The 15090-nt window shown below is 62.2% G+C and carries 16 protein-coding genes; 6 read left to right on the top strand and 10 right to left on the bottom strand.

Annotation, left to right across the window (positions count from 1 at the left end; genetic code table 11):
• Window positions 1-2: 2 nt before the first annotated feature.
• From KW842_RS13355 to KW842_RS13325, 7 genes are all read right to left on the bottom strand, one after another.
• The gene (locus KW842_RS13355) at window positions 3-734 is read right to left on the bottom strand and encodes a LytTR family DNA-binding domain-containing protein (RefSeq protein ID WP_218304583.1); all 732 of its coding nucleotides are present in this window, start codon (window positions 732-734) and stop codon (window positions 3-5) included.
• 15 nt (window positions 735-749) lie between these two features.
• On the bottom strand, window positions 750-1817 hold the full coding sequence (locus KW842_RS13350) for a sensor histidine kinase (protein WP_218304582.1): 1068 nt from the start codon (window positions 1815-1817) through the stop codon (window positions 750-752).
• Window positions 1817-2533 carry a LiaI-LiaF-like domain-containing protein gene (locus tag KW842_RS13345; protein ID WP_229223666.1) on the bottom strand — a complete coding sequence of 239 codons (717 nt, stop codon included), beginning with the start codon at window positions 2531-2533 and terminating at the stop codon, window positions 1817-1819. The genes KW842_RS13350 and KW842_RS13345 overlap by 1 nt, the downstream gene beginning before the upstream one ends.
• Window positions 2530-2910, bottom strand: a complete 381-nt coding sequence (locus KW842_RS13340; RefSeq protein ID WP_218304581.1) for a LiaI-LiaF-like domain-containing protein — start codon at window positions 2908-2910, stop codon at window positions 2530-2532. Before KW842_RS13340 ends, KW842_RS13345 begins: the two co-directional genes overlap by 4 nt.
• 120 nt (window positions 2911-3030) lie before the next feature.
• On the bottom strand, window positions 3031-3189 hold the full coding sequence (locus KW842_RS13335) for a hypothetical protein (RefSeq protein ID WP_218304580.1): 159 nt from the start codon (window positions 3187-3189) through the stop codon (window positions 3031-3033).
• Window positions 3190-3341: 152 nt separating this feature from the next.
• Window positions 3342-4223, bottom strand: a complete 882-nt coding sequence (locus KW842_RS13330) for a LysR family transcriptional regulator (RefSeq protein WP_218304579.1) — start codon at window positions 4221-4223, stop codon at window positions 3342-3344.
• A gap of 13 nt (window positions 4224-4236) precedes the next feature.
• Window positions 4237-4854: a hemolysin III family protein gene (locus KW842_RS13325; protein WP_218304578.1), complete on the bottom strand. Its 618-nt coding sequence runs from the start codon at window positions 4852-4854 to the stop codon at window positions 4237-4239.
• 261 nt (window positions 4855-5115) lie between these two features.
• Between KW842_RS13325 and KW842_RS13320 the strand changes: the two genes are divergently transcribed.
• From KW842_RS13320 to KW842_RS13305, 4 genes are all read left to right on the top strand, one after another.
• Window positions 5116-5496 carry a BlaI/MecI/CopY family transcriptional regulator gene (locus tag KW842_RS13320; RefSeq protein ID WP_218304577.1) on the top strand — a complete coding sequence of 127 codons (381 nt, stop codon included), beginning with the start codon at window positions 5116-5118 and terminating at the stop codon, window positions 5494-5496.
• Window positions 5496-7064, top strand: a complete 1569-nt coding sequence (locus KW842_RS13315) for a M23/M56 family metallopeptidase (RefSeq protein ID WP_218304576.1) — start codon at window positions 5496-5498, stop codon at window positions 7062-7064. Before KW842_RS13320 ends, KW842_RS13315 begins: the two co-directional genes overlap by 1 nt.
• A 3-nt stretch (window positions 7065-7067) precedes the next feature.
• On the top strand, window positions 7068-9191 hold the full coding sequence (locus KW842_RS13310; protein WP_218304575.1) for a TonB-dependent siderophore receptor: 2124 nt from the start codon (window positions 7068-7070) through the stop codon (window positions 9189-9191).
• Between the two features lie 121 nt (window positions 9192-9312).
• Entirely contained in the window at window positions 9313-10419 is a 1107-nt protein-coding gene (locus KW842_RS13305; RefSeq protein ID WP_229223665.1) for a patatin-like phospholipase family protein, read from the top strand.
• On the opposite strand, the gene KW842_RS13300 is transcribed toward KW842_RS13305, so the two are convergent.
• A complete protein-coding gene (locus tag KW842_RS13300; protein WP_218304574.1) occupies window positions 10416-12119 on the bottom strand; it encodes a cyclic nucleotide-binding domain-containing thioredoxin-disulfide reductase in 1704 nt (567 codons plus the stop codon). The genes KW842_RS13305 and KW842_RS13300 overlap by 4 nt on opposite strands.
• Before the next feature lie 85 nt (window positions 12120-12204).
• Window positions 12205-12534: a hypothetical protein gene (locus KW842_RS13295; protein WP_218304573.1), complete on the bottom strand. Its 330-nt coding sequence runs from the start codon at window positions 12532-12534 to the stop codon at window positions 12205-12207.
• Between the two features lie 115 nt (window positions 12535-12649).
• Between KW842_RS13295 and KW842_RS13290 the strand changes: the two genes are divergently transcribed.
• The gene (locus KW842_RS13290; RefSeq protein ID WP_218304572.1) at window positions 12650-13726 is read left to right on the top strand and encodes a type II asparaginase; all 1077 of its coding nucleotides are present in this window, start codon (window positions 12650-12652) and stop codon (window positions 13724-13726) included.
• 6 nt (window positions 13727-13732) lie between these two features.
• Here KW842_RS13290 and KW842_RS13285 read toward each other — a convergent pair whose 3' ends face one another.
• A complete protein-coding gene (locus tag KW842_RS13285) occupies window positions 13733-14356 on the bottom strand; it encodes a flavin reductase family protein (protein WP_218304571.1) in 624 nt (207 codons plus the stop codon).
• A gap of 108 nt (window positions 14357-14464) precedes the next feature.
• On the opposite strand from KW842_RS13285, the gene KW842_RS13280 reads away from it, so the two are divergent.
• Complete coding sequence (locus KW842_RS13280; RefSeq protein WP_218304570.1) at window positions 14465-14914, top strand: GNAT family N-acetyltransferase; 450 nt, start codon at window positions 14465-14467, stop codon at window positions 14912-14914.
• The last annotated feature ends 176 nt before the right edge of the window (window positions 14915-15090 follow it).

The raw sequence follows: 15090 nt of genomic DNA, 5'->3' as shown, positions 1-15090 counted from the left end.
CTTTATTGAATGACCGCGCGGATTTTCTGGTAGCCGCTACGGCTGATGGGCAGGCGGCTGCCGTCCTTGAGCACCGCTACATGACTATCCTTGGTCGCCTGCTCAATACGGTCTACAAAGCTGATGTTGACGATATAGGAGCGGTGGATGCGCAGGAACTGCTGTCCGTCCAGCTGTTCCTCCAGCTCCGACATGCGCTGATTCTTCAGATAGGACTTGCCTTCCGAACGTATCTGCACATAGTCATCCTGCGCTTCGATATATTCAACCTTGTCGGCGCTTATAACGTGGACCTTGGCACCGTCGCGTATCAATATCCGTCCCAGCGGCTGGTTGCGGCCGACAGCTTCGCGCACCATCTTTTCAACCGCCTCGCCGCCTGCGCCGAGATTCGCGCGCGCATGCGCCAGCGCCTGGTCGAAGCGCTGCTGACTGAAAGGCTTGAGCAGATAATCCAGCGCATGGAAGTCGAACGCCTTGATCGCATACTGGTCGAAAGCCGTGGCGAAAATGTAGCGGGTTTTGCTGCCCGCCAGCTCGGCCACTTCAAAGCCATCCAGCTTGGGCATCTGTATATCCAGGAACACCAGGTCCGGCGACAGCTCGGTGATCGCTTTCACTGCTTCAAAACCGTTGGCGCATTCCGCCACGATTTCCACGTCCGGATGTTCGGACAGGTATTCGCGCACCACGCCGCGCGCCAGCATTTCATCGTCCACGATGATGATACGCATTGCTCTACCCCCTTGTTAGCTTGTTTGGGCGGGCATTGTGATGTCCACGCCAAAGCTGTTTTCTTTGCGGCCCCAATGGATGCCGGCTTCGTGTTTGTAGGCACCGGATAAACGCTGGCGCACGTTGCTCAGGCCAATGCCGTGGCCATCGCTGCGGATTGACGACATATCCTCATCCACCGGATTACTGACACTGATCTGCAGGATCGATCCCGCGCGCCGCGCGCTGATGCGCACCGTACCGCCGTCCGGCATATTGCAGATGCCGTGCTTGACGGCGTTCTCCACCAGCGGCTGGATAATCATCGGCGGCACCAGGCAGTTGGCGGCATCCTCCTCGATGTCCTCCACCACTTGCAGGCGCTCGCCAAAGCGCACCTGTTCGATCGCCAGGAAGTGCCGTATCAGCACCATCTCCTGTTCCAGCGTGACTTTCTTGTGCGCTTCCATGCCCAGGCTCTGGCGGAAGAAGCTGGCCAGCTCCAGCGTCATGCGGCGCGCAGCCTTGGGGTCCTGCGAGGTCAACGCACTGATCGAATTCAGGCTATTAAACAAAAAGTGCGGGTCAATCTGGGTGCGCAGCATGCGCAGCTCGGCTTCCTGCGCCATCAGCAACGATTCCAGCTCGCGCTGCTCAGCGTTCTTGGCGCGCACAAACTCGATCACCAGATAATGCAGCGCCGCCGCAAAACCATACAGAAGCACGCCCAGCGCCACGATCAGCACCGACAGCTGCGGCGTGATCAGGATGCCGCTCCACGCCAGGCCCAGCAACAGGCATACGCCATTCCACAGATTGCCGATGATCAGCCATAGAAATCCCGACACCACTGCAGCGATGGTCAGCGTCAGCGTGATCGCCATCGGCCTGCGGCTGCCCAGAGGATAGGCGCGGCACAGATAGTAGGCCGAGTAGCCCGTCGCAAACGCATACACCAGGTTGACCGGAACCGCAAACAGCATGGCGTTGGCCAGCGGAGCATCGCTGGCCAGGAAGATCACGCCGCCCAGCGCGCAGCCGAGGAACAGCCATACCAGCAGGTAGATGGCCAGGCCGCGCCGGGTGGAGGACAGCTCCAGCATCAGTTGCGCACTTCCACGCCGCCCATGATGACGTAGCCGCGCAGGATCAGGCGCTTGCCGGTGCCGCCAGCAACCGGCGGCACGGTCTTCTCTTCAAAGCCGCCCATGATCGGAGTGCCTTCCATGATCACAGTCCAGTCGATCGGCACCTTGAGTGTGATACCGCCGCAGAACGCGAACACATTCAGCACCGCGTCGCCATTGATCGAGGCCTGGCGCAGATCCAGGTCGCTGCCGCCCATGATGGCGGTGATTTCGCCGCCACGGAAATCCTGCGAGGTATTGCGGTTCTTGTAGCCGCTCATGACGGCGGTGATATTGACCTGCGACTCGTTGCCCGCCTTATCCAGCGACAGCTCGCTGTTCTCGATCTGCTTGCGGCTGGTCGCGGATTTCGCCACCACCGCCACACCGGCGCCGATGATCAGCAGCGGCCACAGGGTGCGCCAGTCGATGTTCAGGAAGCCCAGTGACTTCAGCATGAACAGCGCTCCGACCACGATCAGCGCGCCGCCGACGATCACGCCGGACTGGCTGCGGGTCTGCATCACTTTCAGGATGCCGACTGCAATCAGCACGGTCGGCACAACGTGGATGCGCAGGTCCAGATCGAGCCAGCCCAGGTTATCCAGCAAAAACAGCATGCCCAGGCCAATGACGAACAGGCCGACGATCATCTGCGTAGCGGGGTTGCGCTCGCGGCGACGGTTACTCATGCTTGCTCCTTGGTCGATGGTGGGAAAATATTATCCAGCAGAGGACGCAGCATCATGCCCAGTCCCCAGGCGACCAGCAGTGCCGGCCAGGTTTCACCGAAGCCCAGGCCCCAGATGTGATTGAAGGAGACATACCACCAGCCGGCGAAGAAAATCTCCCACCAGCCTTCGGTGAAGTGGCGCGAGGTGGTTGGCGGGATGATTTTGGTGAGGCCGCTGATCACCAGCAGCCAAGGCCACCAGCGCCAGAAGTGCGCAGGATTGAGATCGATGTCGAGAATATCGAGCTGCGCCAGCAGGATCACGGTGCCGGCGATGATCAGCGCCAGTCCCCAGACCAGCTGCTTGCGCCAGCGATACGCGGTTTCTACATTCATATTAGTCCCCCAAGTCGGTATGGATGTAACAATACCGGGGAACTGCTGGCGGGGAAACCGCTATTCGGCGAACGGCGTAAATGGGCCGGTGAACGGCGAAAGTATCGGCAAACTGCGCGTTTAGTGACGGCCGTTGCCGACGTTCTGCTCAAAGCCCATCAGGCCCCAGCCGAGCTGGCGGCGGATTTCTTCGGGCGTTGGCGGCGGCTTCACCTCCCGCGAACGGCGCTCCAGGTAGGCGCGCACCAGGTATTTCGAGGGCTGAGTAGTCTGCTTCATGATGACCTCCATGCGGCGGCAACATCGTTTGTCTGGTGCCGGTACTTGAGGCTACCGGCTTACCTGCTGCCGAGCGTCTGGCACTCCAAGCATGCAAGGCCAGTGTAGCGCTGGCAGGCGTCATGCTCTGTACGCACCCGCACACTGCGCGATCAGAGTTTTTGCTGCAAAAACTCCAGGAAGCAGCCGATCCGTTGCGCCAGCTGAGTGTTGCGATAGTAGACCGCGTGGATCTGCTGGCGATATCCGGTGTAGTCCGATTCCAGAATCTTGACCAGGCGCCCCGCTTCCACGTCGGCGCGGGTCATGAAATCGGCCAGGCAGACGATGCCCTGGCCGGCCAAAGCCAGCTGGCGCAGCGTCTCGCCGCTGGAAGCGGAAATCGATGGCGTCACCGGCAGGTTGTTGCCATTGGCGTGGCGCAGCGGCCACTGGTTGCCCAGTTCATACTGCACAAAACCCAGCAGCGAATGCTGCGCCAGGTCTTCCGGCGTTTGCGGCGTGCCGTGGGACGAAAGATAAGCAGGACTGGCCAGCACATACAGCGGGCTGGAACTCAGCGCGCGCGCATGCAGCGTCGAATCATTCAGCGCGCCGATGCGGATGGCGATGTCGGTACGGTGTTCGATCAGGTCGGTGATCTGGTCGTTGCTGCTTAGTTCAAGCCGGATCTCCGGGTACATGGCACGGAATTCGGCCACATGCGGCACTATGCAATGCAGCATGAACGGCGATGCCGCGTCCACGCACAGGCGGCCGGCCGGCTTCTGGCGGCGGATGCGGATGGTTTCTTCCGCTTCTTCCATCGCGCCGAGAATGGCGCGCGCCTTTTCGAGGAACAGCGTCCCTTCTTCGGTCAGCTCCATGCGGCGCGTGGTGCGCGTCAGCAGCGAGGTGGCCAGCTTGTCCTCCAGCCGGGACAGCGCCCGGCTGACGCCGGAGGTGGTCTGCCCGAGGTGCACCGAGGCAGCGCTGAGCGTGCCGCTGTCGATCACGGTGATGAAGGTTTTTAAATCGTCCGAGTTGATTTCCACGGGTGTTCCATCCTTACGCCACGTACAGCAGCACCGCGCCGAAATGGCATGCGCTGCCGCCCAATACAAACAAATGCCAGACGCCGTGCCCATAACGCCATTTGTGATCGGTGACGAAGAAGGCGATGCCCACGGTATAAACCAGGCCACCGATCGCCAGCCACATAAAGCCATGCCAGCCCAGCGCGTCGATCAGCGGACTGGCGCCGATCACGCCCACCCAGCCCATCGCCACGTAAATCAGCAGCGACAGCACGCGCGCGCCCTTGGCGAACAGCAGTTCCTGCACGATGCCGATCACCGCCAGTCCCCACACCACGCCAAACAGCGACCAGCCCCACGGGCCGCGCAGGCTGACCAGCGTGAAAGGTGTGTAGCTGCCGGCGATCAGCAAGTAGATGGCGCAGTAATCCATCTGCCGCAGCACGTCCTTGGCGCGGCCACGCAGGCTGTGATACAGCGTCGACGTCAGATACAGCGCCAATAAGGTGGCGGCATAAATACTGCAGCTGACTACCTTCCAGGCGTCGCCGCTGCGGGCGGCCTGGATGATCAGCAGCGTGCCGCCGATCGCCGCCAGCGCGGCGCCTACGGTGTGCGTGATGCTGTTGAAGCGCTCTCCGTAATACATAGATTCAGTTCCAATGCAATGTGGCTGCGGCTGGGATAGCTGCGGCCAACGGCATTGTATAGCGCCCCGGCGGTTCTCGCCGCCGCTGACACGCTCGCATGGCCATTCCTTATTGCTAATTAGCAAAAAATCCATCCTAGCATATTCGAAATTTATTCAAAGCAATGTTACAAAATGATATATATGAACTTGATATGCGAAAGCTTGACGGCTATGCGACAAGTGTCGCATAATCATCCCATTAGTCGCACAGGGGTATATATGTCTGTTTTGATTCCTTCGGTCAGTGAGCTGACCTTGCTGAAAGTGCTGTGGAAGCAGCAGCCGATGAGCGCACGCGAAATCCACGACGCCGCCGCCGATGAGCTGGGCTGGTCGTTCTCGTCCACCCGCAAGACCCTGGACCGCATGCTGGAAAAGCAAATGATCGGTTTGCAAGCCGTGCACGGCATCAATGTGTATGAGGCCAAGCTGGAGAAAGTCGGCACGCTGGCGGCGTTTGCCCGCGATTTCGGCCGCCGCGTCATGGAGATGGACGCACCACTGCCGGTGGCCATGTTCACCGGCAGCAAGCTGGTGGACCAGCAGGAGCTGTCGCAGCTGGAGCAGATGCTGAACGACTGGCCGGCGGACGGCGAGTGATGTCGGCGGCGTATTTGCTGGGGGTGCAATGGCTGCTGTCCAGCGCAGGCTGCGTGGCGGTAGGCCTGCTGGCATGGCTGCTGCTGAACGGCGCAGCGCAGGTCTGGCCGGCGCTGCGGACGCGCCGCATCGTATGGCTGGCCGCCCAGTGCGTCGTGGCCGCAGCCGCGCTACTGCCTTTCCTGCCGCGCAGCGCGCACGTCACGCCGCCCGTCGCGCTGGCCAGCGCACCAGTCGTCCTCGCCGCCGCAGGCTTGAGCGATGATGAAAACGGCGCGCACACCGACGCGAATACGCATGCTGACGCCGAGCATACGCCTGGCGTCGCCCCATCGGCCGGCACGGTCGTCCCGTCAACGGCCGTCAGCCGGCCGGCCACGCTGTCGCTGTCTATCACTGAGCGCGTGCTGCCGCTGCTTGCGGCAGGCTGGCTGCTGATCTACCTCGCCGGCCTGACGTGGGCGACCGTCAAGCTGCTGCGCGCTCGCCGCTTGTGGCGCGGCCTGTTGGCCGCAGCCCTGCCCTGCGAAGCGCCGTTCATTGCCAAACAGCCAGGCCTGGACGTAAAGCGCATCGACGCGCCTGTTTCCCCGATGCTGATTGGCGTGTTGCGTCCGGTGCTGCTACTCCCTGCCCATCTGGATGCGCTCAGCACCGAACAGCAGCAAATGATCATCGCCCACGAGCTGCACCACTGGCGCGTCCGCGATCCGCTGTGCCTCGCCATCGCCGCCACTTTGCAAACGGTCTTCTGGTTCAATCCCTCGCTGCGCTGGATGGCCAGGCAAATGGAATGGGCGCTAGAACTGCAATGCGATCAGCAAGTCCTGGCCGGACGCCCGCAACATCAGCGCAAGCAATACGCCACCGCGCTGCTGCAACAATGGTCTGCACCGATGGGCGTCGCAGCCTTCAATGGCGCCACCATCACCGCCCGCATTCGGCATATGCAGAAAGGCAGCTTGCCGATACTGAGCGCCGCTGCCGGATGGACGGCTTGCGCTGCGCTGGCAGCGGTGCTGGCAACAGGCGTGATATTGCAACCGGCGCTGGCCATCAGCATTCCTGGGCTGCCAGCAACAGCGTCAGTGGTGGCACCGCCAGCGACGCTGCCCGAGGCTTGGCGTGCACCGCTCGACAAAGTCCGCGTCACCAGCTTTTACGGCGTCAAGCGCAGCCTGCCGCGCACACCGCACAGGGGCATCGATTTCGGCGCGGCCAACGGTACGCCAGTCCACGCCACTGCCAGCGGCACGGTCATTGCCGCTGGCGCGATTGCAGAAAACGACGGCAAATACGGCAATACCGTCATCATCGATCACGGCGCGCAACGCTCGTTTTATGCGCACTTGAATAGTGTCAGCGTCAAACCAGGCCAACGTGTGCAAGCCGGAGAACTGATCGGCGCGGTCGGCGCAACCGGCCTCACCACCGGACCACACCTCCATCTCGAAGTGCGGCAGAACGGCAAAAACATCGACCCCGCCACCATGCTCGCCAACCTGGACGCCTACGCCACACCGCGCGCCCTCAAGGTGCGCCACCAGCAACTACCCTCGAAGGGATAAGCCATGCCAGTACCACGCATCACCAGCAGCTTGCTGCTGGCGGTGACCGCTTGCGCCTACGCATCGGAAACACCGGAGCCGCAACAGGTCCAGATCAGTGCAAAACGCGACGATCAACGCCAGCGCGAAACCACCACTGCCATCGTCGTCAACCACGCCGACATCGTGCGCCAGGGCGACCAGACGCTGGCCGATGTACTCAAGCGCCTGCCCGGCGTCAGCATCAGCGGTACGCCCGGCCAGGGCGGCACGATCCAGATGCGCGGCCTGGGTAATGGCTATACCCAGATCCTGCTCAACGGCGAGCCGGTTGCCGCAGGCTTCTCGCTGGACGCCATCGCGCCCGAAACCATCGAACGCATCGAAATCCTGCGCAGCGCTACCGCGGAGCGAAGCAACGCGGCGGTGGCAGGCGCCATCAACATCATTCTGAAAAGAGCGGCGCCGCGTGACCAGCGCTCGGTCAGTGCCAGCGTCGCACGCCAGCGCGGCGCCAGTACACCGACACTCAGCGCGCAGCTATCCGACCAGGATGGCGCCTACTCGTACAGCCTGGCCGCCACACTGAGCCGCAAACACGAAGAGAAGCCGTTCACCGACTGGCAGCAACAGCGCGCAGCCGATAGCACGACCACGCTGCTGCGCCGCACGCCGCAAACCGAATCCGGCCGCACCGACTCGCTCACGCTGACGCCGCGGCTGAACTGGAAACTCGACGGTGGCGACACGCTCAGCTGGCAAAGCCTGGTCTACCTGCGCCGCATGGACAACCTCAAAGGCGCCGACGAAACGGCGCTGATCGGTGAGCATAGCGAGTATCCACGTAACTCGGCTAACTACGTCGCTAACGTTGTCATGCTGCGCAGCGACGTGCATTGGACGCACCAGTTGGAAAGTGGCGGCAAGCTGGAGATGAAACTCGGCGCCAGCACCAATCGCCGCACCAGTACCTTCGACTTTCATGGCATGGATACCGACGGTAAGCCACTAGGCCGCCATCATGTGGATTCCGGTCCGGTAGAAACCAACGTCACCAGCACCGGCACCTATCGCCATCCGGTCGGTGAACAGCATGCGATTGCCGTCGGCTGGGACGCCAGCCACGCCATCCGCCGCGAAGACCGCAACGAGACGCTGTTCGACGGCGATGGCCGCCAGGCCGGCGCCAACAACGCCGACTACCAGGCCACAGTGAACCGGCTGGCGCTGTTTGCACAGGACGAGTGGCAGGTAACCAAGCGCTATTCGCTGTATCTCGGCCTGCGGCATGAGCGCCTGGATACCGCCAGCCGCGCGGCGGCGGCGAACGCACCGGATGCGCTGGACAGCAGTTCTGCCGTCTGGAGTCCATCGCTGCAATCGCGCTATGAGCTGGCCAACAAGGATGTGGTGCGGGTGGCGCTGAGCCGGACCTACAAGGCGCCGCCGCTGGTGCAGCTGGTGCCGCGCCGCTATACCAAGGATAACAATAACAATCCCACCAATCCGGATGAACAAGGCAATCCTAACCTGCGGCCGGAACTGGCGTGGGGACTGGATGCGGCCTATGAACACTATCTCGGCGAAGGCGCGCTGCTCAGCGCCAGCGTCTATGCACGCCGCATCCGTGATGTGACGCAATGGCGCTTGTTTGAACAAGATGGCGTGTGGATCACCGCGCCATTCAACGACGGCAACGCACGCACGCATGGGGTGGAGCTGGAAGCCAAGCTGAACGTCAGCAAAGCGCTGGATGTACGCGCCAATCTTGCGCGCAACTGGTCGCGTGTCGACAATGTACCGGGCCCGTACAATCGCCTGGAATCGCAAACGCCGGTCACTGCCAACATCGGCGCCGACTACCGCCGGGGACAGCTGACTTTCGGCGGCAGCCTGAGCTACAAAGCCAGCGAGCGCGAACGGCAATCAGCACAAACGCTCAGCAGCACCAGCCCGAAACGGGAGCTGGACCTGTACGCACTGTGGAAATGGCAGCCGAAAACGCAGTTGCGCCTGTCCGCCAGCAACCTGCTGCACCAGCATGCCACGGAAAACTATGACTATATCGATGCCAAAGGCGCTACCCGCACCATGCGTCTGACGCCGACCAGCGCCAGCGTACGCATCATGCTGGAGCATCAGTTGTAGTCAGTCGACGTTGCGCGCGATGTAATCCGCAGCGGCTGTGATTCCCGGAGGGTCGCCAGTCAAACGAAACAGCGCCGAAATATCGAATAGATCAAACTATGCTGTGATATGGTTGCGTTCTATGACGCAAGATTCGTATAAACCATATAAACGTTGCATGGTGCTGGGAGGCGGTGGTTTCCGCTTCGGAATTTACATCGGCATGTACGCCGCGCTGCGCCAGGCCGGCAAGGCGCCGGACGTGCTGCTGGCCAGCTGTGGCGGCGCGATTGCCGCCGCCATCATTCATCACCTGCCCGATCCGGAAGCGCAGCGCCAATGGCTATCGTCCGAAGAAATGTACCAGTTCTGGTGCAGCCTGCGTGCCACCGATAGCGCCGCACTGCTCGGCACGCTGCTGCGCGCCGCCAAGCGCAAACTATCCAGCGCCAGTGCACCGGTGATTCCCGACCTGTTCAACGACTACCTGTTCGAGATTCCGCCGCAACTGCCCTTCCCGGCCGCCAGCGGCACATCGGAAGTGGACGTCGCCATCATCGGCGGCAAGCTGCTGTTCGGTCCGGAGGACGTCGGCCAGCGGCGGGGCCAGCGCAAGCTGTATGCGGAAACTATTTTCTGCAACGAACGCGCGGCCGCCGCGTTGCGCGGCATGGACTCACCGCTCAGCGACGCCCGCTGGGGCGAGCATGCCGTCGCGCGTGACATGCTGATAGACGGCACGGTGCCGGTCACCGAAGCGGCCCGCATCTCCATCTCCGACATGATCTACTTCCGCAGCGCGCACTATGCCGGCAACGAATACATCGGCGGCGTGGTGGACCTGTTCCCGGTCGAAATCGCCCGCAAGCTGGGCGAAGAAGTAATCATGGAGTTCAAGGAAGCGTTCGACCAGGTGTTCTCGATTCCCGCCTGGCGCACGGTGCTGGGCGTGGATGGCAACGCACGCCTGCGTTACGCCAACTCGCACCTGGCAGATATGCGCATCGATTCTTCCGATGTGTCAGTGGTGCTGGAAAAGCAGCAGCTGCAACAGAAAATAGACTGGCTGCGTAACCGCATCGAACTGCAAATGCCGCCGAGTTACGACATCTTCGCGCAGCACATGCGCGACCAGTGGCAGTACGGTTATGAACGTGCGCAGGAAGCACTCGCGCGGCCGCCACGCCAGCAGCCGCTGGTGCGGCGCGCCAGCAAGTACAGCAAGCCGCTGCGCAGCATCGAGCCTTAAAGCAGGTCCGACGCCAGCGCCTGGTGCAGCGAGGCCACCGCCGCCGAACCTTCGCCCACTGCCGCCGCGACGCGCTTGACCGAGCCGCTGCGCACATCGCCAACGGCAAAGATGCGCGGGCGGCTGGTTTCCAGGAAGTGGCGCGGCCGCTCCAGCGGCCAGCTGTCCGCAGGTACATCCGGCCCGGTCAGCACAAATTGCTTGTCATCCAGCGCGACACAATCACCCAGCCAGGCGGTGCTTGGCTCCGCGCCGAGGAACAGGAACAGATGCCGCGCCGGCGCCTCACGCGGTTCGCCGCCGGCACTTTGCCAGCAGATGCTTTCCAGCCGTTCGCCGCCGCGCAATTCGACAATCTGCTTGTGCGTGTGCAGCGTGATCTTCGGCGACGCCTCGATGCGCTGGATCAGGTAGCGCGACATGCTGGCCGCCAGGCCGCCGGAACGCACGACGATGTGCACATGCCTGGCGTGCGCCGACAGGAATACCGCCGCCTGCCCGGCCGAATTACCGCCGCCGACAATCACCACTTCCTCGTTGGCGCAAAAGTTGGCCTCCATGAACGAGGCGCTGTAGTAAACGCCCTTGCCTTCAAAGCGCTCCAGTCCAGGCAAGGCCGGCTTGCGATAGCGCGCGCCGCTGGCGATGACCAGAGAACGCGCGCGCAGCTTCTCGCCGCTATCGAGGACCATGGCGTATTCGGGGCTGGAACAATCCACCGCGCTGACCTTGACCGGCACCGCCACCTCGGCGCCGAATTTGCGCGCCTGCGACAAGCCGCGGCCCGCCAGCGCCTGGCCCGACACGCCGGTCGGGAAGCCAAAGTAGTTTTCGATCTTGGAGCTGGCGCCTGCCTGGCCGCCCGGCGCCTTCGCGTCCAGCACCGCCACGCTCAAGCCTTCCGACGCCGCATACACCGCCGCCGCCAGTCCCGCCGGACCAGCGCCGACCACCACCACATCGAACAAGCGGCCATCGATGCCGTCGGGACTGATGCCGATGCCGTCGGCCAGTTGGCGCAGCGTCGGCTGGCGCAGCACCGCACCGGACAGCGTGACCACCGCCGGGATATCCTCCGCGCCGATGCCGAAGCGCGCCATCAGCGCGCGCGCCTCTTCGTCGGCGGCATTGCCGGTGTCGAAGTAGGCGGCCGGCTGGCCGTTACGGTTCAGGAAATGGCGCAGGATCAGCGTCTGCTGCGAATCGCGCACGCCGAAGATCACCACGCCGCCGCCAGTCTGGTCCTGCATGTAGGCGACGCGCCGCAAGATGTAGGCGCGCATGATGATTTCGCTCAGCTCCGCTTCCGAAATCACCAGCGTGCGCAGCGACTCCTCGCTGATGACGATCAATTCGCTGTCCTCCACCACGCGTGCGGTGGCAACGGCGGCACGTCCGGCTAGCGCGCCCATCTCGCCGCTGAACATGCCGGGGCCATGCCGGCCCAGCAAGCTCGTACCCAGCACCGAGCCACGCTCCACCTCGATCGCGCCGGAGATAATCACGTACATGGAGATATGCCGTTCGCCCTGGCGGAACAGCACCGTGCCGGCGGCGAAGTGCTTCCGTTCGCCGTAGCGCAGCAGCACGTCGAACTGGCTCTCGCTCAGTGTGGGGAAAATCTGATGGCGGCGGTTGCCGATGTCGGACGACGCCAGATGGGGCGCGGTAATGTTGGCAGCCCCGGTTTGCTGTTCCATGCCGTATCCTCGTGGAGTGATGCAGCCATCATAGCGCTAAACCGCCGGGCTGGTCGCCTCTCCTTGAGGAAGGCAGATTAGCGGATTAGCGGCACAGCTGCTGCCACTGGACGTCGAACTCCGCCGGCGAGACATCCTGCGCCAGCAAGGTCAGATCGCGCGCCACAGAAATATAGCGCTGGAAGCCGATGTAGGCGCCAAACGCGTCCTTGGCATTGACTTCGCCGCACGGCGCGCCGCCCTTGCCGATAAACTGGTTGCGGAACTGCGCCTGCGACGGCTCCAGCACTTTTTCCCGAACATATTTCTCGCCCTGGCTGGTCAGCACCGCCGTCTCTTCGCGCTGCTTCTGCTCCGCAGACTTGCCGCAGGCGGCCAGCGCCAGCATCAATGCCATCGTGATTAACAATCTCATATGTTTTCTCTTTTATTTTCCAGCATTCCCGCCTTAACGCAGCAACACCCCGCGTTGTTGACACGCGGTTCATTTGTTAATATCCCAAGCTTTACCGCTTGATCAGGAGACACGCATGTCCACCCCAACTTCCGCCCGCTGGTTCAAAGCCCTGCTGGCTTGTGCAATGTTGCTCAGTTCCTATGCCGGGGCAGCTGAAAAGCTGGCCCATGTGACCATCCTGGCCACCGGCGGCACCATTGCCGGCAGCGGCGCCAGCAGCACCACCACGGTGGGCTACACCGCCGCCACCGTCGGCGTGGACCGCCTGATCGCCGCCGTGCCGGAGCTGGCCAAGGTGGCCGACGTCAAAGGCGAACAAGTGTTCCAGATCGCCAGTGAAAACATGAGCAACGAGCACTGGCTGACGCTGGCCAAGCGCGTCAACACCCTGCTGGCGCAGCCGGACGTTGACGGTATCGTCATTACGCACGGCACCGACACGCTGGAAGAAACCGCCTACTTCCTGGACCTGACCGTCAAGAGCAAGAAGCCGGTGGTGCTGGTCGGCGCCATGCGTCCGGGCACCGCGCTGTCGGCCGACGGCCCGATCAATCTGTATAACGCCGTGCTGCTGGCCGCCAGCCAGGACGCGGTCGGCAAAGGCGTGCTGGTGGCGCTGAATGACCAGATCCACGCGGCGCGCGACGTCACCAAAACCAATACCTCAACCCCGGACAGCTTCAAGACCCCGGAACTGGGCCTGCTCGGCTACATCCAGGGCAACAAGCCGTATTTCTATCGCCAGTCGACCCGCAAGCACACCGCCGACACCGAGTTCGACATCAGCAAGCTGAGCGCACTGCCGCAGGTCGACATCGTCTACGGCTACGCCAATGTTAGCCCAGTTGCGCTGAACGCGCTGGTGGGCGCGGGCGCCAAAGGCATCATCCACGCCGGCGTCGGCGACGGCAGCCTGGCCAGCGCGGTCAAGACCGCACTGGTGGCGGCGCGCAAGCAAGGTGTGCTGATCGTGCGTTCGGCCCGCGTCGGCCAGGGCATCGTGGCACGCAACGGCGAAGCCAATGACGACGAACTGGACTTCGTTGCCTCCGACACGCTGAATCCGCAGAAAGCCCGCATCCTGCTGATGCTGGCGCTGACCAAGACCACCGACAGCAAGCAGATTCAGCGCATGTTCTACACCTACTGATTGCGCTTACGGATAACTGGGCCGCGTCATGCGGAACAGATTATCCGGCGTGATTTCAAAGTAGTCGGCCGGACCGCCGCCACGCAGGATAGGGCGCGCGCCGGCCGTATCATAAACGCCATCGCGCAGCAGCTCGCGCGCGATATGCACGCCCACCACCTCCCCCAGTATCAGCCAGCTATTGGTCTGCGCGCCGGATGCGCCCTGCAGGCGGACGATTTGCGTGCATTTGCATTCAAACGACACTGGGCTTTCGGCCACGCGCGGCACGGATACTACTTTGGACGCGGCCGGCGTCAGGCCGGCCAGCTGGAACTCGTCCACTTCCGGCGGTGCGGCAGCGCAACTGGCGTTCATCGCCTCGGCCAGCGGGCGGGTCGCCAGGTTCCAGACGAATTCACCGTTTTCCTCGATGTTGAGCAGCGTGTCCTTGCGGCCCAGGCTGGCAAAGCCGATCAGTGGCGGCGTGTAGTTGAACGCATTAAAGAAACTATAAGGCGCGAGGTTCAGCATACCGTTGTCGGCGCGGGTGGAAATCCAGCCGATAGGCCGTGGGCCGACAATAGCGTTGAAGGGATCATGCGGCAGGCCGTGGCCTTGCGCCGGCTCATAGAAGTAAGAAGTGTCCATGCCTCATTGTCGCACAAGCCGAAAATGAAACAATTTATACAAAGGGGGGCTTGCGCCATTGAGGCGGGCGACGCAGTATACGTGTACCACCTACTAGAAACACGTATCATGGATCTCGATTTACAATTCCGGCTGCTGAAAACGCCGCCCAGCACCAAAGTTTTAATGGCATTCCGCAAGGACGCGGACAGCGAAGGCTTGATGCCGCCTCCCAAGCCGGCCGATCCGCGCGGCAAGCTGCAATGGATAGCGATCGAGTTGAAGAACAAACAGATCGGCATCGCCCGCCTGGAGCTGGCGGCGCCGGAGTTCTGCTTTGTGTCGGAGTTGATGATTGCGAGCCAGTATCGCGGCCTAGGCATCGGCCACTGGGTCATGACACGGATCGAACAGTACTGCCTGAGCCTGGGCATCAAGCGCCTGCTGCTGGAGGCCGGCGAAGGCACTGACAATTTCTATAAATCGCAGGCCTTCATCTCCGATCCGCTGATGCCCCGCTTGCTGCGCAAGGACATCAATCCTTTCCAGCGCAAGATGTTCGCCCCGCTGTTTCACTGATGCCTGCACGCCAGGCGCGCTATTAACGCAACTGCTACCCCAGGGTTGTTAACAAATTCTGTGGATAAGCTTGTTAAGAAGCGCTCCCATCTACTGCCAAGCCATTGTTTTCATTGAGGAAAATTTTACTGCGCAATTTTTTTGCAGCGAAGTTATCCACTCCATTACACTACGGC

Source organism: Duganella sp. sic0402 (assembly GCF_019219065.1).
Classification (GTDB): domain Bacteria; phylum Pseudomonadota; class Gammaproteobacteria; order Burkholderiales; family Burkholderiaceae_D; genus Rugamonas.
The sequence above is the reverse complement of the archived record's forward strand: the minus strand, read 5'-3'. Positions and strand labels throughout refer to the sequence as shown.